Here is a 22,171-nt window from a genome sequence, read left to right as displayed (position 1 = left end):
TGAATTAAATTCTATTATTCTTCTAATCTTATGTCTAGTCCTAAACCTTTCAATTCGTGCATTAATACGTTGAATGATTCTGGTAATCCCGGTTCCGGCATTGGTTCTCCTTTAACGATCGCTTCGTATGTTTTGGCGCGTCCAATAACATCATCCGACTTCACGGTAAGGATTTCTCTAAGCGTGCTAGATGCTCCATAAGCCTCTAATGCCCAAACTTCCATTTCTCCAAAACGCTGACCACCAAATTGTGCTTTACCACCTAATGGTTGTTGTGTAATAAGAGAGTACGGTCCAATAGAACGTGCGTGCATCTTATCGTCAACCATATGTCCTAACTTTAACATATAGATAACTCCAACGGTTGCAGCTTGATCAAAACGATCTCCTGTTCCACCATCGTATAAGTATGTATGTCCAAATCTTGGAATTCCTGCTTCGTCTGTAAGCTCATTGATTTGATCCAATGTAGCCCCATCAAAAATTGGAGTGGCATACGTTCTTCCTAAATCTTGTCCAGCCCATCCTAAAACAGTCTCATAAATTTGCCCAATATTCATACGCGATGGTACACCAAGTGGGTTTAGTACGATATCTACTGGAGTTCCGTCTTCAAGGAATGGCATATCTTCTTGACGTACAATACGTGCAACAATACCTTTATTTCCGTGACGACCCGCCATTTTATCACCTACTTTAAGTTTACGTTTTTTAGCAATGTAAACTTTCGCAAGTTTGATGATACCCGCTGGAAGTTCATCTCCTACAGAGATTGTAAACTTCTCACGTCTTAAACCACCTTGAAGGTCATTTTCTTTAATTTTATAATTATGAATCAATTCTGAAACTAACTTATTGTTAGTAGCATCAGTTGTCCATTTACCTGAAACTAAATGCGCATAATCATCAACGGCATTTAACATCTTAAGTGTAAATTTCTTTCCTTTAGGGAATACATCTTCTCCAAGGTCATTTGAAATACCTTGCGCTGTTTTTCCACCAACAATACTAAAGAGTTTTTCAACTAAAACAGACTGTAAATCGTCAAATTTAGTATCGTACTGATCTTCCAATTTAGAAATATCTTCTTTATCCTGAGCACGTTTCCGTTTGTCTTTAACTGCTCTTGAGAATAATTTTTTCTCAATAACAACTCCGTGAAGTGATGGAGACGCTTTAAGTGATGCATCTTTTACATCGCCTGCTTTATCTCCAAAAATAGCTCTTAATAATTTTTCTTCTGGTGTAGGGTCTGATTCCCCTTTAGGAGTAATTTTTCCGATAAGGATATCTCCTGGTTTGATTTCAGCTCCAATACGTATCATTCCATTTTCATCGAGGTCTTTAGTCGCCTCTTCAGAAACATTAGGAATGTCGTTTGTGAGTTCTTCATTACCAAGTTTTGTATCTCTTACTTCAAGAGAATACTCGTCAATATGAATCGATGTGAATACATCATTTCTAACCACTTGTTCAGATATTACAATTGCATCCTCAAAGTTGTACCCTTTCCAAGGCATAAAAGCAACCTTCATGTTTCTACCTAGTGCAAGCTCCCCGTTTTGAGTCGCATACCCTTCAGTAAGAACTTGTCCTTTTTTAACTTTATCACCCTTTTTAACAATGGCTTTAAGGTTTACAGACGTTCCTTGATTGGTTTTTCTAAACTTAGTTAATGGATATGTAACAATGTTTGAATCAAAACTAACTAATGATTCTTCATCTGTTCTGTCATATTTAATTGTGATCTTGTTTGCATCTACATACTTCACAACACCAGAACCTGCAGCATTTACCAAGACTCTAGAATCGGACGCTACTTGACGTTCCAATCCAGTTCCAACAATAGGAGCTTGTGGTCTTAATAATGGTACAGCTTGACGCATCATGTTAGATCCCATCAATGCACGGTTGGCATCATCATGTTCCAAGAAAGGAATTAACGACGCAGAGATTGACGAAATTTGGTTTGGTGCAACATCCGTATAATTTACTTGAGAGGGATCGATCACTGGGAAATCACCTTCTTGACGTGCAATTACTTTTTCAGAAGTAATTTTACCATTTTCATCTACAGGAATACTTGCCTGCGCAATCATTTGATTTTCCTCTTCTTCAGCACTTAAATATATAGGAGTTCCTTTAATATCTACAACTGAATTTTCAACTTTTCTGTAAGGCGTTTCAATGAATCCCATTGAATTCACTTTTGCAAATACAGAAAGAGAAGAAATCAAACCAATGTTTGGTCCTTCAGGAGTTTCAATTGGACATAAACGTCCGTAGTGTGTGTAGTGCACATCTCGAACTTCGAAACCTGCACGCTCTCTTGATAAACCACCGGGCCCTAGCGCAGACAAACGACGCTTGTGCGTAATTTCTGCAAGTGGGTTGGTTTGATCCATAAATTGAGACAGCTGATTGGTTCCAAAAAAGGAGTTGATGACTGATGATAATGTTTTCGCATTAATCAAGTCAATCGGAGTAAATACTTCATTGTCACGTACATTCATACGCTCACGAATGGTTCTTGCCATACGCGCTAAACCAACACCAAATTGAGATGATAATTGCTCACCAACAGTTCTAACACGACGGTTAGATAAGTGATCAATATCATCAATTTCAGCTTTAGAGTTGATTAACTCAATTAAGTATTTAATGATGGTAATGATATCTTCTTTGGTAAGCACTTGCTTGTCCATTCCAATATCAAGACCTAATTTTTTATTCATTCTATAACGACCTACTTCACCTAAGTTGTAACGTTGGTCACTAAAGAATAATTTGTCGATAATACCACGCGCCGTTTCTTCATCAGGCGGCTCAGCATTACGTAATTGTCTATAAATATGTTCAACCGCTTCTTTTTCAGAGTTGGTTGGATCTTTTTGAAGTGTGTTATGGATAATTGCATAATCACCTTGCTGTGCACTTTCTTTGTGTAAAAGAACTGTTTTTGCAGCCGTTTCTAGAATTTCTTCTATGTTATCTTTATCAAGGATGGTATCACGATCAAGTATGATTTCGTTTCTTTCAATAGAAACAACTTCACCCGTATCTTCATCCACAAAATCTTCATGCCATGTATTTAATACACGTGCCGCAAGCTTACGTCCTTGTACTTTTTTTAATCCTGATTTTGAAACTTTGATTTCTTCTGCAAGGTCAAAAATTTCAAGAATATCTTTATCTCTTTCGAAACCAATGGCTCTGAAAAGAGTGGTTACAGGTAATTTTTTCTTTCTATCGATATAAGCGTACATAACGCTGTTGATATCGGTCGCAAATTCAATCCAAGATCCTTTGAAAGGAATGACTCTAGCTGAGTATAATTTTGTACCGTTAGCATGAAAAGATTGACCAAAGAAAACACCTGGCGATCGGTGAAGTTGTGACACTACCACACGTTCTGCACCATTGATACAAAAAGTACCACTTGGCGTCATATAAGGAATTGTACCAAGGTAAACATCTTGTACTATAGTTTCAAAATCTTCATGTTCAGGGTCTGTACAGAATAATTTTAAACGTGCTTTTAAAGGCACACTATATGTAAGACCTCTTTCGATACATTCTTCTAGTGAGTATCTTGGTGGGTCGATGAAATAATCCAAAAATTCTAATACAAACTGGTTACGTGTATCAGTGATTGGAAAATTTTCCATGAAGGTGTTGTACAACCCTTCATCTCCTCTTTCTTCTGATTTTGTCTCTAACTGGAAAAAATCCTGGAAGGATTTTATCTGAATATCCAAGAAATCAGGATACTCTGTTCTATTTTTAATAGACGAGAAATTTAATCTTTCAGCTTTTTTTGCTAACATCGATGGACGAATTATTGATTAAAAAAATAAATATTTATGTGTGTACATAAATTATACACAAAAGGGTTTAGGTCATAGAGTGTATGACTCTAGGACCTAAACCAATGTATGGAATTAAGTGGTAAGCTTACTTAAGCTCAACCTCTGCTCCAGCTTCTTCTAAAGAAGTTTTTAAGCCTTCAGCTTCGTCTTTAGAAACACCTTCTTTGATAGCGCTTGGTGCGTCATCAACTAATCCTTTAGCTTCTTTTAAACCTAAACCAGTTAATTCTTTAACTAATTTAACTACTGCTAATTTAGATCCACCTGCGGCTTTAAGAATTACATCGAATTCTGTTTGCGCCTCAGCAGCTTCTCCACCACCAGCGGGTCCAGCAGCGACTGCTACAGCTGCGGCTGCAGGTTCGATACCGTACTCTTCTTTTAAAATTGTTGCTAGTTCGTTAACTTCTTTTACTGTTAAGTTTACTAATTGTTCTGCGAAATCTTTTAAATCTGCCATTTTTCTATCGTTTTAATAAATTTTTAATATAATATATAATTGTAAAAAGTGCGTACTCTTTTTGATTATCCCTCTTTCTGAGATAATGTTTTTAGGATACCTGATAATTTGCCACCACTTGATTGAAGTGCTGAAACAACGTTCTTAGCAGGCGATTGTAATAATCCAATGATGTCTCCAATAAGTTCTTCTTTAGACTTAATGTCAACTAACATATCCAATTGATCATCACCAATGTAAACCGCTTGTTCGATAAAGGCTCCTTTAAGGAACGGCTTTTCCGATTTTTTTCTAAAAGCTTTGATTACTTTTGCTGGTGCATTTCCAGTTTCAGAATACATAACTGAGGTATTACCTTTTAACGTACTAGGTAAATCTCCGAAATCTTTATCTGAAGCTTCCATCGCTTTTTCAAGCAAGGTGTTCTTTACTACTGCTAACTTAATGTTTGCTTTAAAGCAAGCACGTCGTAAGGCTGAAGTAGCTACTGCGTTTAAACCTGAAATATCTGTTAAATATAAATTTGAATTCTCAGCTAATTCTACAGTCAACGCTTCGATTACTTTTGATTTTTCTTCTCTTGTCATAATAAAATTGTTTAACTACTCACTTTTGAATCCACAGCAATACTAGGGCTCATAGTACTCGACATAAATATGCTTTTCACATAAATCCCCTTTGATGATGTTGGTTTTAACTTCATGATAGTTGTTAATAGCTCTTGAGCATTGTCTTGAATTTTGTCTGCAGAAAAAGATGTTTTTCCTATAGCTGCATGTACAATTCCAGTCTTATCAACTTTGAAATCTATTTTTCCTGCTTTCACTTCTGTTACTGCTTTAGCAACGTCCATTGTTACAGTTCCTGTCTTTGGGTTAGGCATTAAACCACGGGGGCCTAATACACGACCTAATGGTCCTAATTTACCCATAACACTTGGCATTGTGATGATGACGTCAACGTCTGTCCAACCACCTTTGATTTTGTCAAGGTATTCTTCTAAACCAACGTAATCTGCACCAGCATCTTTAGCTTCCTGAGCTTTATCAGGAGTTACTAATGCAAGTACTTTCATATCTTTACCAGTTCCATGCGGAAGAGATACAATCCCTCTTACCATTTGATTAGCTTTTCGAGGGTCTACTCCTAAACGAATTGCTAAATCAACAGATGCATCAAACTTTGTGTTTGTAATGTCTTTTACTAAAACTGAAGCCTCTTGAAGACTGTAGATTTTACTCTTATCAATTTTAGCAACTGCTTCCTTTTGCTTTTTTGTTAATCTTGCCATTTCAAATAATTTTGATTAATTGGGTGCTTCACCACCTTTAACAGTTATACCCATTGATCTGGCTGTTCCTGCTACCATTTTCATAGCAGACCCAATCGTAAATGCATTTAAATCTACCATTTTGTCTTCAGCAATCGTTTTTACTTGATCCCAAGTTACTTTTGCTACTTTTTTTCTGTTTGGTTCGCCAGAACCTTTTTTTACTTTGGCCGCTTCTAATAATTGTACTGCAGCTGGAGGTGTTTTGATTACAAAGTCAAATGATTTGTCTTTGTAAACAGAAATAACCACTGGTAAAACTTTACCAGGCTTATCTTGAGTTCTTGCGTTAAATTGCTTACAGAACTCCATGATATTAACTCCAGCAGCACCTAAAGCGGGTCCGACCGGTGGCGACGGGTTCGCTGCACCTCCCCTTACTTGTAGTTTGACTACTTTACCTAATTCTTTTGCCATTTTTTAAATTTAGTGTGACTCGTTATTATAAGTTGGAAGCTATAAACCCGAATCTTAATATTTGTGTAACAATTATTAAATTTTATCTACTTGCATATAACTTAATTCTAATGGTGTTTTTCTTCCAAAAATCTTCACCATGACTTCAAGCTTGCGTTTTTCTTCATTGATGTTTTCTACAGTACCATCAAATCCATTAAATGGACCGTCGATCACTTTGACTGTTTCTCCTTTTACAAAAGGAATGGCAACGTTTTGATCTGCTTCTAATGACAGTTCATCTACTTTACCTAACATTCTGTTTACTTCTGATTGACGTAAGGGCACTGGCTCTCCTCCTTTAGTTTCACCTAAAAAACCAATCACGTTTGTAATTGACTTTATAATGTGAGGAATTTCACCACTAAGATTCGCTTGTACCATTATATAACCAGGGAAGTATACTTTTTCTTTTTGAACTTTTTTACCTTTTCTAATTTGGATCACTTTTTCAGTAGGCACTAAAACTTGCTCTACAAAAGCTTCTAAACCTAAACGCGAAATTTCATTTTCGATATAGGCTTTGATTTTGTTCTCTTGTCCACTTACTGCACGAACAACATACCACTTCTTCTCTACTTTAGTTTGTTCAACTTTAGTCTCTTCCATCAGTAGTATTATTTGATCCAGTTAAAATATTCTTCAATAACACCTGCGAATACCGTATCCACACCCCATATAGCTAGAGAAAATATAATTGAAAAAACCGCCACAAGTACTGTTAGACTTTGTCCTTCAGCCCATGTTGGCCAACTTACATTGTTTTTAAGTTCTCCAAATGATTCTTTTACATATTCTACTATACCTGCCATTGTCTTATATTTTTTAATTTGAGTACGCTTACTATTCGGTTTCACTAAAGTTGTTTCACTTCTCCAATTACCTAGCACGGGTTGAGAGACTCGAACTCCCGACACCTGGTTTTGGAGACCAGTGCTCTACCAACTGAGCTAAACCCGTATTCGACTCTAACATCAATTACTATGCTCTAGTCTTTCAATCTTTTCAAATTCAACTCTCTGGTTTTGTCACGCCTTAGGCGTGATACCAACTGAGCTAAACCCGTATTCGACTCTAACATCAATTACTATGCTCTAGTCTTTCAATCTTTTCAAATTCAACTCTCTGGTTTTGTCACGCCTTAGGCGTGATACCAACTGAGCTAAACCCGTATTCGACTCTAACATCAATTACTATGCTCTAGTCTTTCAATCTTTTCAAATTCAACTCTCTGGTTTTGTCACGCCTTAGGCGTGATACCAACTGAGCTAAACCCGTATTCGACTCTAACATCAATTACTATGCTCTAGTCTTTCAATCTTTTCAAATTCAACTCCCTGGTTTTGTCACGCCTTAGGCGTGATACCAACTGAGCTAAACCCGTATTCGACTCTAACATCAATTACTATGCTCTAGTCTTTCAATCTTTTTAAATTCAACTCCCTGGTTTTGTCACGCCTTAGGCGTGATACCAACTGAGCTAAACCCGTAAATACAAGTTAAGGTATCTCGATAAATCGAGACACCTTTACAAGTATTAGTCTAATAATATTAGTCTAAAATCTCAGTCACCTGACCTGCACCTACAGTTCTACCACCTTCACGAATCGCAAAACGAAGTCCAACATGCATTGCAATTGCTTGAATTAAATCAACCTCAATTGTCAAGTTATCTCCTGGCATTACCATTTCTACTCCTGATGGTAAAGCAATATTTCCTGTAACATCTGTTGTACGCACATAAAACTGTGGACGGTAGTTTGTATGGAATGGAGTGTGACGTCCACCTTCTTCTTTTTTAAGGATATAAACCTCAGCTTTGAATTTAGCATGTGGAGTTACTGAACCTGGCTTGGTAATAACCATACCTCTAGAAATCTGTGATTTTTCAATACCTCTTAATAAGATACCTGCATTATCTCCAGCTTCACCTCTATCTAATATTTGACGGAACATTTCAATTCCTGTAATCGTAGAGTTTAATTTTTCAGCACCCATACCGATAATCTCAACAGGATCTCCAGTATTTGCGATACCCGTTTCAATTCTACCCGTAGCAACTGTACCACGACCTGTAATTGAGAATACATCTTCAATAGGCATTAAGAAATCTTTTTCAACATCACGAACTGGTAATTCAATCCATACATCAACAGCTTCCATAAGCTCTAATACAGAATCAACCCACTTTTTCTCTCCGTTAAGAGCTCCAAGTGCAGATCCTGATACAACAGGTCCATTATCACCATCGTAATCGTAAAAGTTTAATAAATCTCTTACTTCCATGTCAACAAGCTCTAAAAGCTCTTCATCGTCAACCATGTCAACTTTATTTAAAAATACAACCATTCTTGGAATACCAACTTGGCGTCCTAAAAGGATGTGCTCACGAGTTTGTGGCATAGGACCATCTGTAGCAGCAACTACTAAGATCGCACCATCCATTTGTGCAGCACCAGTAACCATGTTCTTTACGTAATCCGCGTGACCTGGACAGTCAACGTGAGCGTAATGACGATTTGCTGTTGCATATTCTACGTGAGAAGTATTAATTGTGATACCTCTTTCTTTTTCTTCTGGAGCATTATCAATCTGATCGAATGATCTTGCTTCTGAGAAACCTGCATCAGCTAATACTTTAGTAATAGCAGCAGTTAAAGTTGTTTTACCGTGATCTACGTGTCCAATGGTACCAATGTTTAAGTGTGGTTTTGAACGATCGAAAGTTGCCTTTGCCATGTTTTAAAATTTATTCTTAGTTATATTAATATTTAGTAATCTTATTATATTCAATTCATTTAATCAAAAAAAAGAGCCAATGACGGGAATTGAACCCGTGGCCTCTTCCTTACCAAGGAAACGCTCTACCCCTGAGCTACACCGGCCAAAAAAATAGAGCGAAAGGTCACGCCGAAGCGTGACAACATTCGCCTTGAGCGAGAGACCGGGTTCGAACCGGCGACATTCAGCTTGGAAGGCTGACGCTCTACCAACTGAGCTACTCTCGCAATTTAATTTAATCCATTCATTCAAAATGTGGGGAGAGCAGGATTCGAACCTGCGAAGACGTAGTCAGCAGATTTACAGTCTGCCCTCGTTGGCCGCTTGAGTATCTCCCCTCAATTTAAATTATATTTCACTCTTTAAAAGAACTTGAGCCGATGGAGGGACTCCCTTCGACGACACTCAGGATAAACTTCTCGTCCCAAGCTAAAACAATGTGTATTACATTCTTTTAACTCCCTGTGCGCTATTCAATATTTCAGAGCCGATGGAGGGACTCGAACCCACGACCTGCTGATTACAAATCAGCTGCTCTAGCCAGCTGAGCTACATCGGCTTTTCCTCAGTACAATTAGGCACTAAAAAAGCCCGCTATTTCTAACGGACTGCAAATGTATATATATTTTTCTTGTTTCAAAACATTTTTTGTAAAATTTTCACGAAAATTGTCTTAATTTTTCTTTTCGCTTTTTTAACTGTCTTTCTAATGAATGTACAGCAGCATCTAATCCCTCTTCAAAAGTCTTAGAAACCTTCTTTATAACGATGATATCACCAGGGATGGAGAGCTGAACTTCAAATATTTTATTTTCTTTTGCGGATGTATTTTCGACCTTCAAATAAACATTTGATTTAATGATTTTATCAAAAAATAAATCTAATTTGTCCATTCGTTTCTGAATAAAGTCAATTAATTTTTGATCGGCATGAAAATTAACGGATTGTGTGTGTACTTTCATAGTGTAATTTTTAAGGTTAGATTATAATCCTAGGATAAATTCCTAGGGTGTGATTTTTCATATACTTTTTTGAGTTCTGCAACACTGTTGTGGGTATAGACCTGAGTCGCTGCCAAACTCGAATGTCCTAAAAGTTCCTTAACAGCATTTAAATCTGCGCCATTGTTTAATAAATGGGTCGCAAAAGAATGCCTCAAAATGTGCGGACTTTTTTTAACTTTAGATGAAACGCTGTCAAAATAACGTGTAATGATTCTATACACCAACACCTCATAGACCTTCGTTCCTTTTTTGGTTAGAAAAAGAATGGAGGGGTCTTTTATACTTTCCAGCTTTAAACGTTCCGAAAGATAACTCTCAAACGTATCCATGACGGAAGGCAATAACGGGATAAAGCGTTCTTTATTTCGCTTTCCTAATACCTTTATCTGTCCTTGAGATAAATCAACGTCTTGGAGTTGCAGTTGTGCCAACTCTATGCGACGCATCCCCGTAGAATAAAAAAGCTCTACAATAAGTTTGTCTCTTAATCCTTCAAAAGTGTCTGTTTGAATACTATTCAATACGGAATTAACTTCTGTTTCAGAAAAGGGTATTTGTATCTTTTTACTCACCTTCAGCGCTTTATGCTTCATTAAAGGATTGGTTTCAATAGATTGGGTCTTCAATAAAAATTTATAATAACTGTTTAAGGACGATATCTTTCGATTGATGGTTCGATTGGAAATAGTACGATCTACCAGTTGAACAATCCAAGATCGTATTTGTGAGTAATTGGCAGTTGAAACTTCTGAATCGGAAAACTCCTGAGTTAAAAACACTTGAAATGCTTTTATATCATTTTGATAGGCTACAACTGTGTGTGGAGAATATTTTTTCTCTAGCAGTAAGTAATCAATAAATTTTTGGACGCGCATTCCTTTTTATTTTACCATTCCAAGATACACAAAATATTATGAACTCCCCACTAAAAACATAAGGTTTCCAATGGGAGATTTATAGTATTTCAAATGTTTTAGGCTTTTGTCTTTCCTATGACCAAAGCAATCACGCCGCCCATGATGGCAGCAGACACTGCGTCAATAGCGATCATAATCGCAAAATTAGAATCTAAAACACCCTCGGAAGAACTCATAAAGAAATTTACGCTAAGTGACCACAGAAGACCAATTAAGAAACCCGCTTTGGCACCTGAGTTAAACGTAGTAATGTGTGCCCAACGGCTAAAAATGAGTGCGAATGTAAAGGCATAAAATAAGCAGCCTAGAAAAATGAATAGCATGTCTGGATCAGTATCTTCAGTGTGAAGATCTGAAAAAATGAGACCGTAAAAAAGGAATCCCAGAAGGAAACAAACAATGGTACCAACGATACCGGATAGGAAAAAAGATTTTGTGTTCATAGTTATATAAGATTGGGTTGAATCAAAGTTAATAAAAAAAATGAATTGACCAAATTTTTTAACATTTACTATGCAGTCTTGAAACTGTTTTAAACAAAAAAAGCACCTTAATGAAAAGGTGCTTTGACTTGTATTGATTTTGAAAACTTATAGGTTTTCAGCGTCTCTTAATCCTTGAATGTACTGAGCTTTTTGAATTTGTGCTCTACGTTTCACAGATGGCTTTATAAATTGCTTGCGCGTTTGTAAAGATCGCTTTGTTCCCGTTTTATCAAACTTTCGCTTGAAACGTTTTAGCGCTCTGTCTATATTTTCTCCTTCTTTTATTGGTATTATTAACATAGTCTTTTAACCTCCCCTCTTTTAGATTTCGTGTGCAAATATAAACTTAATTATTGTTCTGCAATAGTTATTTTAAAATATTTCTTGAGATGACTACCTTTTGTATTTCAGTGGTCCCTTCTCCTATAGTACATAATTTTGAATCTCTGTAAAATTTTTCTACTGGATAGTCTTTCGTATACCCATAACCGCCATGAATTTGGACGGCATCATTGGCTATTTTGACACAAGATTCACTGGCAAACATTTTTGCCATAGCCCCTAGTGTGGTGACTTTTTCTCCATTATTTTTCAAAAAAGCTGATTTGTGTAACAACAGTTCTGAGGCTTCAATTTCTGTTGCCATATCTGCTAGCTTGAACGATATTCCCTGAAAACTTGCAATAGGTTTTCCAAACTGAACGCGTTCTTTGGCATATTTTAAGGAGGCTTCATAGGCTCCTTTTGAAATTCCTAAGGATAATGCACCAATAGAAATCCGTCCACCATCTAAGATTTTTAGAGATTGGACAAAACCTTCGCCTTCTTCTCCTAATAAGTTGTCTTTATGGATGCGGCAGTTATCAAATACTAATTCAGCGGTTTCACTCGCACGCATTCCTAATTTGTCTTCTTTTTTACCAGAGGCAAAACCTGGTGTTCCTTTCTCAACCACAAAAGCGGACATCCCGTGAGAGTCTCCTTTTTCGCCCGTTCGGGCAATCACCACAGCGATATTCCCACTACGGCCATGCGTGATGAAATTCTTAGAACCATTTAATATATAATGATCACCATCTTTAATAGCGGTTGTATTCATTCCCCCAGCATCACTCCCTGTGTTGTGTTCTGTGAGTCCCCAAGCACCAATCCACTCCCCTGTGGCTAGTTTTGGAAGCCATTTTTGCTTCTGAGCTTCGTTTCCAAAATAGTAAATATGGCCTGTACAAAGTGAATTATGTGCAGCAATGGACAGTCCTATTGAAGGATCTACTTTAGATATTTCTTCGATAATAGCAATGTACTCGTGATATCCAAATCCAGAACCTCCATATTTTTCAGGGATAAAAACCCCCATAAAACCCATTTCACCAGCTTTGTGAAGTACATCTGCAGGGAAATGCTGAGATTCATCCCACTCCATGATGTGTGGTCTGATGTATTGCTCTGCAAATTCTTTAGCAGCATTGGCAATCAAATTCTGTTCTTCTGAATAATTAAAATCCATATCTAATTTAGTTGAGTGACAAATATAATTTAATAATTTCTAACTTTTCCGTGGGAAAATCTTTAACTTTTGTTAATTCCTCAATAGCACTGTAACCATCTCTTAACATTCGCAATTCTATGATCTCATACGCCAGTTCATAATCGATATACTCAATGCTCACTAATTGTGCAATTGTGGCAGAATTTAAGTCAATTTTTTCGATAACCCTTGGCGTTTTGACTGTAAAATCTTTAAGAATATTCACAATCACTTCTGGGGTCAACCCTTGAATTCCTTGTAATTGGAGATCCGAAATAAACCCGCCTTCAAAAGAATCTCTTAATCGTACGATCCGTTCGGAATAAAAAGCACCAATGCCGTGCACCTTTTGAAGCTGCTTGGCGGTTGCTTTGTTTAAATCGATTTTTTTCGCAAATGTATTGGTAGAAGTAGAAGCGGTTGATGACGATTTTTTAGTGGATTTCGTCACCCAGTCGGGGAATTTAAAATAAGGGGCTATCTTCTTAAGTAGTGAATCCGATACGTTGGTAATACGTTGAAATTCTTTATTTGTATTTACCCATTTATTTTTGGCTCTATACGCATGCAGCCGATTGATTTCTTCTGCACTCATTCCAAGGGAATAGCCTTTATAATCGGTTATATAATTTGGATTGAAAGGATATATTTTTGGAGCAGAGTTTTGCCGTTGTTTTGCTATTAAACTGTCCACCTCTTTTTGAAACTTCAAATAGGTTTCGGGTGCAATATCAAAAGTATCTGCGCGTAATTCATTATAAGACACCCAAGAGAGTTGCATCGAAATGATAACGAGCATCAATACGATGACAGCCAAGCGTTGTTGGCGTGAAAAGTAGGTGTAAAATTTCATTTGGGGGCAACCATATCTATTTCTTGATAGCTTTTAAATATTTAGTTAACTCTCTCTTTACAACAGGGTATAAGAAGAACAATCCAACCATGTTCGGGAAGATCATTGCGAAAATCATTGCATCAGAGAATTTCCAGATAGATCCCATACTTGCCGCAGCTCCAATGACTACAAACAGTAAGAATAATAATTTATAAACTAAATCAGCTACTTTTCCTCTTCCAAATAAAAATTTCCAAGATTGTAAGCCGTAGTAAGACCATGAAATCATCGTCGATACCGCAAACAATACCACAGCAATCGTTAAGAATATATTAGAATAAGGTATGTATTGTGCAAAAGCTTTGGATGTGATTCCTGCGCCTTCATAAGCGACTCCCTCAATAAATACAACTCCAGAGCCATCGCCACCATATTCGAAGAATCCTCCAAAATTAAAAATCACAATCACCAAGGCGGTCATAGTACAAATGACAACCGTATCAATAAAAGGTTCTAAAAGTGCTACCAACCCTTCAGATGCTGAATATTTTGTTTTAACAGCTGAATGTGCAATAGAAGCAGATCCTGCTCCAGCTTCATTTGAAAATGCAGCTCTTTGAAATCCTACGATCACAACTCCAATAACGGATCCAACTCCAAAAGCAGTTGGATTAAATGCTTCTCTAACAATAAGACTAATGGCATCGTCCACTAAAGTGAAATTAGATAAGATGATATACAAACACGCTACCACATACATAACGGCCATAAAAGGCACTACTTTTTCAGTGACTTGCGCAATACGCTTGATACCTCCAATAATAATGACTCCAACCAAAGCTGCTAATACAACTCCAACGATCGCACCCGCAGCAGTACTGTCCCAATTAAATAACTCTTTAATAACAATCGTCGCTTGATTGGATTGTGCAGCATTACCACCCCCAAAAGAACCTCCAATACAGAAGACTGCAAAAATAGCAGCGGTTACTTTTCCAATTTTAGCAAAACCTCTCGATTTTAAACCTTTACTTATATAATACATAGGACCTCCATATACGGTTCCGTCCTTTCCTACATCTCTAAATTGAACTCCTAAAGTACATTCTACAAACTTCGTTGACATTCCCAATAATCCACAAACAATCATCCAAAAAGTTGCGCCTGGACCTCCTAAAGCAATCGCTAAAGCAACCCCTGCAATGTTTCCATTTCCAACCGTTCCTGAAACCGCCGTTGCCAAAGCCTGAAAATGACTTACTTCGCCATCCGCACTTTCATCTTTAATAGTTTCAATAGCATCGCCACCCGGCGTAGAATCTCCGTACATCGCTTCTGCAACACCATGGTCAACATGATCATATTTCCCTCTAACAACATTAATTGCTTTTCCGAAAAAACGAATGTTTGGAAATCCAAAATATATAGTAAAGAACAATGCACTACCTACTAATAGCACCAATACAAATGGAATTGTAATTGTATCTCCTTTATATATAGGAAAGAATATAGCATCAAAAAAAGCATCTGCTACTGGCTGAAATGCTTCGTCAATTTTTTCATCTAATCCTTTTTCTTGTGCAAAAGACATAAATGGTAAAATCAAAGCAATTATAGTTTGAATGTATGTTTTCATAGGGAAAATTTATGGTCGTGATTAATAAGCGAACAATATGGTGAAAAAATATGAAATATTAAAATTTGGTAGCGGTTTAAAGATTAAAAACTATTTCATCTTAACCTTTAACAAAAGTAGGTGACGTTGCTCTTTTGTCTAATATTTTCTGGGTTCTCTACTACTATGTCGAACTCTTAAAATTCTAATTTCAGTTTCTGTAATTCGATAAGCTATACGAAAACTATAAATTTCAAATGCTCTATAATTACCATCGTTATGAGCTTTAAATCGATCTAATTCGTAAATATCTGGACTTTTATAAAGATTTTTAGCTTCTTCAAGAATTCTAGTTATTACCTTATTTGCAGAAAGAATGGATTTTTCTTTGAGGTAGTTATAAGCTTCCTTTAATTGATTCAGTGCCTTTTTATCCCAAACAACTATTTTTTTTGTGGGCTACCATTGATTGGCAATTTTCTCAACCTCTTCTTGAGTGAGAAAATCTCCTGCATCAATACGTGCATTGGCTTCGTCAATTTCTTTATTGTATTGACTTAAACTAATTCCTCTTGAAGTTGATTTGTTTAAAAAACTTTCTAGTTTATCAAAAACACTTTCTTCTACATTTAGTAGTTTTTGAATGAATTCATGTTTTCTAGTTTCTAAATCCATGTGTATAAATATTTAGTTAACCTTACAAATATAATAAAAAATGACAGTCATTATTCTGTAAATACATCAATATTATAAGTACTATTCAATTTTTGAATTTGCTCAGGACGTCCCAAAACAATCACTTTAGAGTTGGGGACTAATTTTTGATTGGCTTCTGGATTGATGATGTAGTGTCCTATTTCATCTTTGTATCCTATCACGTTACATCCAGTTTTTTTTCTTAGGTCTAAATCTTGAATCGTTTTAATAATAGACGTATCGTATAATTTTCCAACTGCAATCTCCTCTATATTAATCGTGTCATTTCCAACAATCGAAAGGTTGTCAATAAATTCTAACAAATCTGGTACAACTACTAAGGAAGCCATGTGATCTCCTCCAATTTTATCAGGTAAAATGACGTTGTTGGCGCCTGCAAGTTTAAGCTTGCTATAGGAGGATTCATTAGACGCACGACTGATAATGCGTGCGGTTTTGTTCATTTGACGTGCAGACAGCACAACAAACACATTGTCAGAGTCACTCGGCAAGGCAGAAATTAAGCACTCTGCGCGTTCAATTCCAGCTGATTGAAGCACATTGTCATCGTTGGCATTGCCATAAACAAAGAGAATGTCTTCATTTTGATGCTTGTCTATAGTCTCTTTATTGGATTCCACAACCACAAAAGAACGGTTGTGTGTCAATAATTTTTTGGCAGCCTGCTGCCCATTTCTTCCAAATCCACATATCACAATATGATTGGACAGTGCATCAATTTTTTTTTGCATCTTCTTATGTTTTAGTTCGGAAATAACATTTTTAGAAATTATATATTCTGTGATAATTGTGAGCGCATATCCAACAATAATGACACTGGTTAATATCAAGAAAATAGTAAATATTTTAGTATCTGAATCTAAGGGAGCCACCTCTCCAAAACCAACCGTAGTGATGGTGATGACAGTCATATAAAACGCATCAACCCATGAAAAATCGGACAGAACCTTAAAGCCTACGATCCCCGTGAAAAGCAGGAACACCAACAATATAATCGCTGTGCTAATTTTAGATTTGTAAAGTTTTATAAAAGGATTATTCATAGCTATTAAATATCAAAAACGGAGGTTCTTTTGGTGTATATCAAATCCTTTATACGGATCCAAAACGCTAAGAATAAATAAAAGGCAAATCCAAAACCAAGGGTTACAAATGTGAGGTAGATGAAGGAGGTTCGGACGACTTTGGCACGCATCCCAAAACGATCGGCTATCCGTTGGCAAACGTAGAACCCATATTTTTGTAAATTGAAAAGTCCGTTGTAAAATAATTTCATACTGCAATTTATGAATTTCGATTCAAAAGTGCACTACCAATCGCGCAATGAAGACATTTATTTTTTGAACAATAGTTTTGTTTTAATTGAATCAACGCTTGAGAATCGAAAGCCGTTTTTCCAAACGCATAGAGGGTATGAAATTTATCGACAATGCTGTTGTGCTCCATAGGGATTTTGCGCATAATTGCCACTACATCTTCTTGATTGGTTTGTCGATTGTATTTATTGTAGGCAAACTTGATAGGGATGATGGTATTGATAATCAATAAATTCATAAATGATTTTGTCAACGTTTTTGGGATGGATTTGGAGGTCTTCTCAAAGGTGTAGTGCGTGTCCCAAAACTTGGAAGTGGTTCCTTCAAAAATAGAATACAACTGATCTAAGGACTGGGCTTCAATGATGCTTGAAAATAAATTTGAACTCCGACTGTAGAGTGCCGCTAGTTGTGCCAGTCGGATGGTTGGAAAATTAGGAGGGCGCAATCGAAAAAACTGAACTGGGAGTACGCCATTATTTGAAATTGAAAATTTGGTTTTCAAAAAGGTATAAGTGCTTTTCAATTCAGAGATATAAGCATCTTGTGCTTCGGTTTCCATAAGCCCCGATTGTCCAAAAAATAAGGCTTCAAGTTGGTGAACTTCAAATTGTGATTTTCGAATGACCGAAAAATCCATTGATTTTGCAATGCTTAAAAACGCATCGCCATTGACTTTAAGTCCAAAATTTTTGGCCAATTGCCAAAACAATACGGCTTCCCAATTTTGTTTCGATTCAATGAGTTGTGCTTCAATGGCTTTGTACTTTCCTTCCAAGCGCTCTAAATACAAACGCTCCAGCCAATGGTTAATGGTGAAAGAATCTACTTCCTTCATATTAGGTTCACAAGGAATCCAATATTGTTTTTGATTTAATAAGGTGTTGTAGTTTTTATAGGTGTGTGGAAGGACGTAATTTTTGAGCTCTAGGGTTGGGATCGGCGTGTTGTCCTTTCTGTATATTTCCATATTGTGTTCCCAAACCACATGCAAAATTACACTGTCATAAGCAGCATCGGTCTCGTGGTGATGCACATACCAATCGGAAGATTTAATATGAATCTCTACGTTACCCGCCCACAACTGGGTGCCGATACTTAATTGAGCATTAAAAAAATCGGGGCCTGAATTGACATTTGCTAAACCAACTGCCTTCAGAGTTATTGACTCCTGAGTAGTGGTTTTTAACGATTTGAGGCTCATTTTTTTATGCTGCCAGACATAATGTAGGAAGTCTTCTTGCATCCCACTAAGATAAAAAAAGTTTTTAAGCTACCAAATTATCTAAATGGGGTTTCACAAACTGCTTTAAAATCGTAACAATTTGGGTCGGACAAAATCTTGTTCTATCTCTTTTAGAGTTGTTTTACTTATAAGTTGTTAAGCGTTTAGCTTAAGCTATTTCAACTCTGTTGTTTTCAAGTTTTACATTGAATTGAATTTCAGCTTTTAATGCCTTAAACACTCTAATTATGGTTTCAATTCTAGCACTGTTTGCATTATTCTCAAGTTTTGATATTTGAGATTTATTAACGCCAATCATTTCTCCTAATTTTTCTTGAGTTAAGTTGCGTTCTTTTCGGGTGGTTTTTATCATACGACCCAACAAATCCATACGCAATTCATATTCATATTCATCTCGCTCTTCAGTACCTTTCTTTCCTATATACTTATCTTCCATTTCGGATAAGCTGTATGATTTTAATTTTGTCATAATCTTAATATTTTAGATATTCACTCCTTATTTTTTTCGCTTTATTAATCTCCGTTTTGGGAGTTTTCTGCGTTTTTTTGACAAAGCCATTTGTTGTAACAACTAACGTATTTTCGTTGTCTCTTTTGTCCCAAAATGACAATAATCTTATCTGATTGTTTGAAAACCGAACTCTAAACTCCCAAATATCATCAGTTAATTTTTTAAAGAGTTTAGGGTCATTGGATTTTTCAGCCAACCTAATATTATAAAATATTTTCTTTCGGGTTTTAGCATCCAAATTTTTTATAAAACCAGCCGCACTTTCTAAAAATATTGTTTTGAAATATTCCAATAGATAGATATCTTATTAATACAAATATACATAAAGTTTCTAAATTTAGCAACTTTATGTTTTAGTTCACAAACGTTTCTTGGATGACCTCTTTGCATTTCTGTATATCAGATTTTGATAATCGGTTATACTGTTTTAATACCATTCCTCAAAGTTTTGATCTTCAAATACGTCATTGAAAAGCAAGGTGTCGTCATTATTTTTAGACATTTCCTCAAAGGCTTTTTCCCAATTTTTTCGTGGACTCCCAATTGGTTTTAGGATAATTCGTTCCTTTTCTAAAATCATCTGAACCTTGTTCTTTATATTGTGTTTTATTTCCAATTTTTTACGTTTATTAATGGGCACGAGCAAAAGATGTTCGCGCTAGTGGAGGAGTTGTTTTCTCTGAATTTACTACCCACACAAAGTTCTTTTGGTCTTGTGTAAGCCCCTCAAAAAAACAAAATAGCACACTCATTTTTTAATATGGCACCCCCTACATCGGCTTAAAAAGGAAGGTTTTTTATTTTTTTAGAGGACTTGTGCAACGGTTACCGTTGTTGTAAGTAGTGCTTCCCGCTTACTTACTCAATTTCAGTATCCGAAATGCTCCTTGAATTACCAATACAAAAACGATTGTTCCAATAATCAAGTCAGGTTTATTAGAAGTCAAATAATGCACTAAAATTCCTGCAAGTATTACTCCTAAATTTATAATCACATCATTCGAGGTGAAAATCATACTTGCTTTCATATGTGCCTCTTCTTTACTCTTGGACTTTTGCAAAATATAAAGACAAATTCCGTTTGCGATAAGTGCGAAAATCGAAACGATAATCATTGTCGAAAAATCGGGAAGTTTCTCGTCTCCGAAAAATCTTCTTAAAACTTCTACAAATCCAATAATCGCAAGTATTATTTGAAAATATCCAGCAAGTTTGGCAATCCGTTTTTTCTTTATTACTGTTCCTCCAACCGCAAACAAACTTATTCCGTACACAAAACTGTCAGCAAGCATATCTAAACTGTCGGCAACAAGTCCCATAGATTTTGAGATAATTCCTGTTGTCATTTCGATTATGAAAAACGCAAAATTTATAACAAGTACAGACCAAAGTAGCTTTTTTTGGTTTTTGTTTTCTTTAAATTCTGTTTGGTCGGTTTGTTCAGTTGAGATTTTTTTCCCTCCTAAATTCAGTTCGATAACTGACTTTTCGATTAGGTCAATTTCTCCGCTGTGAAAAACAGTCAATTTCCGATTCGGAATATCAAAGCCCAAATTCGCAATGCTCGAAATTCCGTCCAATTTCATTCGGATTAGATTTTCCTCTGAAGGACAATCCATTTTGGTAATTTCAAATATCGTTTTATTCATTCAGTTTCTGGGTTTTTCGGCATTACTTACAACTACTGTATATCGGTACTAGCTCCTATATTTTTAATATGTTTGATTGTTAAATTACTTTATTTATAATACTGATAATCAATGCTTTTTAGTTATTAAAATTATGATTTCACTGTCCTCAGTCCTCATTAGATCAAAACTATTTACAAACGTAAATCCCCGTGCTGCGCAAAGTCCCGTGCTGTGCAAAGTCTCCCGACTTTGAGCTTATATAATTATCAATGCTTTTCCGTTTAAAACTTATTGTTTACAATATTCAATTTGCATTTTACTTTTTTGTAGTTGCGCTAAGTCGGGAGACTTTGCAGCGGGTAAACGTATAAAAAAAATCACCTATTTCCAAAAAAATAGGTGATTTTTAAAAGTTTATACTGCTCATAGAGAGCTTTATAGCGTAGAGAATCCACGGATTTAGGTCTAATCGATATAACCCATCTCACGCATCCAATCGTCATTAAACATTTTACCTACATAACGACTGCCATGGTCATGAAATAAAACGACCACTACATCTTCGGGTTTAAAATGTTCTTTCAGTTGAAGCACCCCTTTAATCGCAGAGCCTGCAGAGTTCCCTAAAAACATGCCTTCTTCTTTTGCTAACCGTTGGGTATAGACCGCGCCATCTTTATCAGTAACTTTGGTAAAACCATCAATGACTCCAAAGTTGACATTCAAAGGCAAAATATCTTCACCGATGCCTTCGGTGACATACGAGTAAATTTCTTTTTCGTCAAATTCACCTGTTTCGTGGTATTTTTTAAACACACTTCCATAGGTATCTACACCCCAAATTTTAACGTTCGGGTTTTTCATTTTTAAATAACTTCCAACCCCTGAGATTGTACCTCCAGTTCCAACACCTACCACAAAATGGGTTATTTTCCCGTCGGTTTGCTCCCATATTTCGGGGCCTGTACTCAAAAAGTGTGCCTTGCAATTGCTCGGGTTGTCGTATTGATTCACATACCATGAGTTGGGTGTTTCTTCTGCCAAGCGTTTGGAAACGGAATAATACGATCGTGGATCTTCTGGTTCTACAGAGGTTGGACAGACCACGACCTCAGCACCAACGGCGCGTAAAATATCCATTTTTTCTTTGGACTGCTTGTCTGCAAGTACAAAAATACATTTGTAACCTTTTATGATCCCAGCCAATGCCAAGCCCATTCCCGTATTTCCTGAGGTTCCTTCAATAATCGTCCCTCCGGGTTTCAAACGGCCATCGGCTTCCGCATCCGCAATCATTTGTAACGCCATGCGATCCTTTACAGAATTCCCCGGATTAAAGGTTTCGTATTTTGCCAAAACCAAACACGGCAATTCTTTAGTGAGGACGTTCATCTTAATTAATGGCGTGTTCCCTATGGTTTCTAAAATATTTTCGGCGTACTTCATGTTCTATCTTTGCCGCAAATATAC

Annotated in this window: 25 protein-coding genes and 5 tRNA genes; all 30 read right to left on the bottom strand. The window is 36.4% G+C overall.

Annotated elements, in window-relative coordinates; genetic code table 11:
- Positions 1 to 14: 14 nt before the first annotated feature.
- Positions 15 to 3,827 (bottom strand): DNA-directed RNA polymerase subunit beta, encoded by a 3,813-nt coding sequence (rpoB, locus tag FORMB_RS10240; RefSeq protein WP_069677359.1) that lies wholly within the window; start codon positions 3,825 to 3,827, stop codon positions 15 to 17.
- Between the two features lie 127 nt (positions 3,828 to 3,954).
- Complete coding sequence (gene rplL, locus FORMB_RS10235) at positions 3,955 to 4,329, bottom strand: 50S ribosomal protein L7/L12 (RefSeq protein WP_069677358.1); 375 nt, start codon at positions 4,327 to 4,329, stop codon at positions 3,955 to 3,957.
- 65 nt (positions 4,330 to 4,394) lie between these two features.
- On the bottom strand, positions 4,395 to 4,916 hold the full coding sequence (gene rplJ / locus FORMB_RS10230; RefSeq protein WP_069677357.1) for a 50S ribosomal protein L10: 522 nt from the start codon (positions 4,914 to 4,916) through the stop codon (positions 4,395 to 4,397).
- A gap of 11 nt (positions 4,917 to 4,927) precedes the next feature.
- The gene (gene rplA / locus FORMB_RS10225) at positions 4,928 to 5,620 is read right to left on the bottom strand and encodes a 50S ribosomal protein L1 (RefSeq protein WP_069677356.1); all 693 of its coding nucleotides are present in this window, start codon (positions 5,618 to 5,620) and stop codon (positions 4,928 to 4,930) included.
- Positions 5,621 to 5,635: 15 nt separating this feature from the next.
- Positions 5,636 to 6,076, bottom strand: coding sequence for a 50S ribosomal protein L11 (gene rplK, locus FORMB_RS10220; RefSeq protein ID WP_069677355.1), 441 nt, complete (start codon positions 6,074 to 6,076; stop codon positions 5,636 to 5,638).
- A 75-nt stretch (positions 6,077 to 6,151) separates the two neighbouring features.
- Entirely contained in the window at positions 6,152 to 6,724 is a 573-nt protein-coding gene (gene nusG, locus FORMB_RS10215; RefSeq protein ID WP_069677354.1) for a transcription termination/antitermination protein NusG, read from the bottom strand.
- Between the two features lie 8 nt (positions 6,725 to 6,732).
- The gene (secE, locus tag FORMB_RS10210; protein WP_069677963.1) at positions 6,733 to 6,927 is read right to left on the bottom strand and encodes a preprotein translocase subunit SecE; all 195 of its coding nucleotides are present in this window, start codon (positions 6,925 to 6,927) and stop codon (positions 6,733 to 6,735) included.
- Between the two features lie 75 nt (positions 6,928 to 7,002).
- Positions 7,003 to 7,075: transfer RNA gene (locus FORMB_RS10205), tRNA-Trp, on the bottom strand.
- Positions 7,076 to 7,666: 591 nt separating this feature from the next.
- The gene (gene tuf / locus FORMB_RS10200; protein WP_069677353.1) at positions 7,667 to 8,854 is read right to left on the bottom strand and encodes an elongation factor Tu; all 1,188 of its coding nucleotides are present in this window, start codon (positions 8,852 to 8,854) and stop codon (positions 7,667 to 7,669) included.
- A gap of 74 nt (positions 8,855 to 8,928) precedes the next feature.
- Positions 8,929 to 9,000, bottom strand: a tRNA-Thr gene (locus FORMB_RS10195).
- 50 nt (positions 9,001 to 9,050) lie between these two features.
- Positions 9,051 to 9,123: transfer RNA gene (locus tag FORMB_RS10190), tRNA-Gly, on the bottom strand.
- A gap of 29 nt (positions 9,124 to 9,152) precedes the next feature.
- Positions 9,153 to 9,234: transfer RNA gene (locus tag FORMB_RS10185), tRNA-Tyr, on the bottom strand.
- A gap of 147 nt (positions 9,235 to 9,381) precedes the next feature.
- Positions 9,382 to 9,455 (bottom strand) — tRNA-Thr (locus tag FORMB_RS10180).
- 100 nt (positions 9,456 to 9,555) lie between these two features.
- Positions 9,556 to 9,858, bottom strand: a complete 303-nt coding sequence (hpf, locus tag FORMB_RS10175; RefSeq protein WP_069677352.1) for a ribosome hibernation-promoting factor, HPF/YfiA family — start codon at positions 9,856 to 9,858, stop codon at positions 9,556 to 9,558.
- A gap of 29 nt (positions 9,859 to 9,887) precedes the next feature.
- Complete coding sequence (locus FORMB_RS10170; protein WP_069677351.1) at positions 9,888 to 10,775, bottom strand: tyrosine-type recombinase/integrase; 888 nt, start codon at positions 10,773 to 10,775, stop codon at positions 9,888 to 9,890.
- Positions 10,776 to 10,873: 98 nt separating this feature from the next.
- Positions 10,874 to 11,140, bottom strand: coding sequence for a hypothetical protein (locus tag FORMB_RS10165; RefSeq protein WP_157498142.1), 267 nt, complete (start codon positions 11,138 to 11,140; stop codon positions 10,874 to 10,876).
- 267 nt (positions 11,141 to 11,407) lie between these two features.
- Positions 11,408 to 11,602 carry a 30S ribosomal protein S21 gene (gene rpsU / locus FORMB_RS10160; RefSeq protein ID WP_069677349.1) on the bottom strand — a complete coding sequence of 65 codons (195 nt, stop codon included), beginning with the start codon at positions 11,600 to 11,602 and terminating at the stop codon, positions 11,408 to 11,410.
- Between the two features lie 67 nt (positions 11,603 to 11,669).
- Complete coding sequence (locus tag FORMB_RS10155; RefSeq protein WP_069677348.1) at positions 11,670 to 12,809, bottom strand: acyl-CoA dehydrogenase family protein; 1,140 nt, start codon at positions 12,807 to 12,809, stop codon at positions 11,670 to 11,672.
- Positions 12,810 to 12,816: 7 nt separating this feature from the next.
- Positions 12,817 to 13,683: a ComEA family DNA-binding protein gene (locus FORMB_RS10150; protein ID WP_069677347.1), complete on the bottom strand. Its 867-nt coding sequence runs from the start codon at positions 13,681 to 13,683 to the stop codon at positions 12,817 to 12,819.
- A 16-nt stretch (positions 13,684 to 13,699) separates the two neighbouring features.
- The gene (locus FORMB_RS10145; RefSeq protein ID WP_069677346.1) at positions 13,700 to 15,301 is read right to left on the bottom strand and encodes an alanine/glycine:cation symporter family protein; all 1,602 of its coding nucleotides are present in this window, start codon (positions 15,299 to 15,301) and stop codon (positions 13,700 to 13,702) included.
- 138 nt (positions 15,302 to 15,439) lie between these two features.
- Complete coding sequence (locus tag FORMB_RS12880; protein ID WP_083243989.1) at positions 15,440 to 15,727, bottom strand: type II toxin-antitoxin system RelE/ParE family toxin; 288 nt, start codon at positions 15,725 to 15,727, stop codon at positions 15,440 to 15,442.
- A 12-nt stretch (positions 15,728 to 15,739) separates the two neighbouring features.
- Positions 15,740 to 15,955 (bottom strand): hypothetical protein, encoded by a 216-nt coding sequence (locus FORMB_RS10140; RefSeq protein ID WP_069677345.1) that lies wholly within the window; start codon positions 15,953 to 15,955, stop codon positions 15,740 to 15,742.
- A gap of 50 nt (positions 15,956 to 16,005) precedes the next feature.
- Complete coding sequence (locus tag FORMB_RS10135; protein WP_069677344.1) at positions 16,006 to 17,040, bottom strand: potassium channel family protein; 1,035 nt, start codon at positions 17,038 to 17,040, stop codon at positions 16,006 to 16,008.
- A gap of 5 nt (positions 17,041 to 17,045) precedes the next feature.
- Complete coding sequence (locus FORMB_RS10130) at positions 17,046 to 17,273, bottom strand: PspC domain-containing protein (RefSeq protein ID WP_069677343.1); 228 nt, start codon at positions 17,271 to 17,273, stop codon at positions 17,046 to 17,048.
- An 8-nt stretch (positions 17,274 to 17,281) separates the two neighbouring features.
- Positions 17,282 to 18,559, bottom strand: coding sequence for a DUF2851 family protein (locus FORMB_RS10125; RefSeq protein WP_069677342.1), 1,278 nt, complete (start codon positions 18,557 to 18,559; stop codon positions 17,282 to 17,284).
- Positions 18,560 to 18,707: 148 nt separating this feature from the next.
- On the bottom strand, positions 18,708 to 19,028 hold the full coding sequence (locus FORMB_RS10120; protein ID WP_069677341.1) for a helix-turn-helix domain-containing protein: 321 nt from the start codon (positions 19,026 to 19,028) through the stop codon (positions 18,708 to 18,710).
- A gap of 4 nt (positions 19,029 to 19,032) precedes the next feature.
- Entirely contained in the window at positions 19,033 to 19,362 is a 330-nt protein-coding gene (locus FORMB_RS10115) for a type II toxin-antitoxin system RelE/ParE family toxin (protein WP_069677340.1), read from the bottom strand.
- 135 nt (positions 19,363 to 19,497) lie between these two features.
- Entirely contained in the window at positions 19,498 to 19,716 is a 219-nt protein-coding gene (locus FORMB_RS10110) for a MazF family transcriptional regulator (RefSeq protein ID WP_069677339.1), read from the bottom strand.
- A 208-nt stretch (positions 19,717 to 19,924) separates the two neighbouring features.
- Positions 19,925 to 20,719, bottom strand: coding sequence for a cation transporter (locus tag FORMB_RS10105; RefSeq protein ID WP_069677338.1), 795 nt, complete (start codon positions 20,717 to 20,719; stop codon positions 19,925 to 19,927).
- 447 nt (positions 20,720 to 21,166) lie between these two features.
- Complete coding sequence (locus tag FORMB_RS10100) at positions 21,167 to 22,147, bottom strand: PLP-dependent cysteine synthase family protein (protein ID WP_069677337.1); 981 nt, start codon at positions 22,145 to 22,147, stop codon at positions 21,167 to 21,169.
- Positions 22,148 to 22,171 lie beyond the last annotated feature (24 nt).

Source organism: Formosa sp. Hel1_33_131 (genome assembly GCF_001735745.1).
Taxonomy (GTDB): Bacteria; Bacteroidota; Bacteroidia; order Flavobacteriales; family Flavobacteriaceae; genus Hel1-33-131.
The sequence above is the reverse complement of the archived record's forward strand: the minus strand, read 5'-3'. Positions and strand labels throughout refer to the sequence as shown.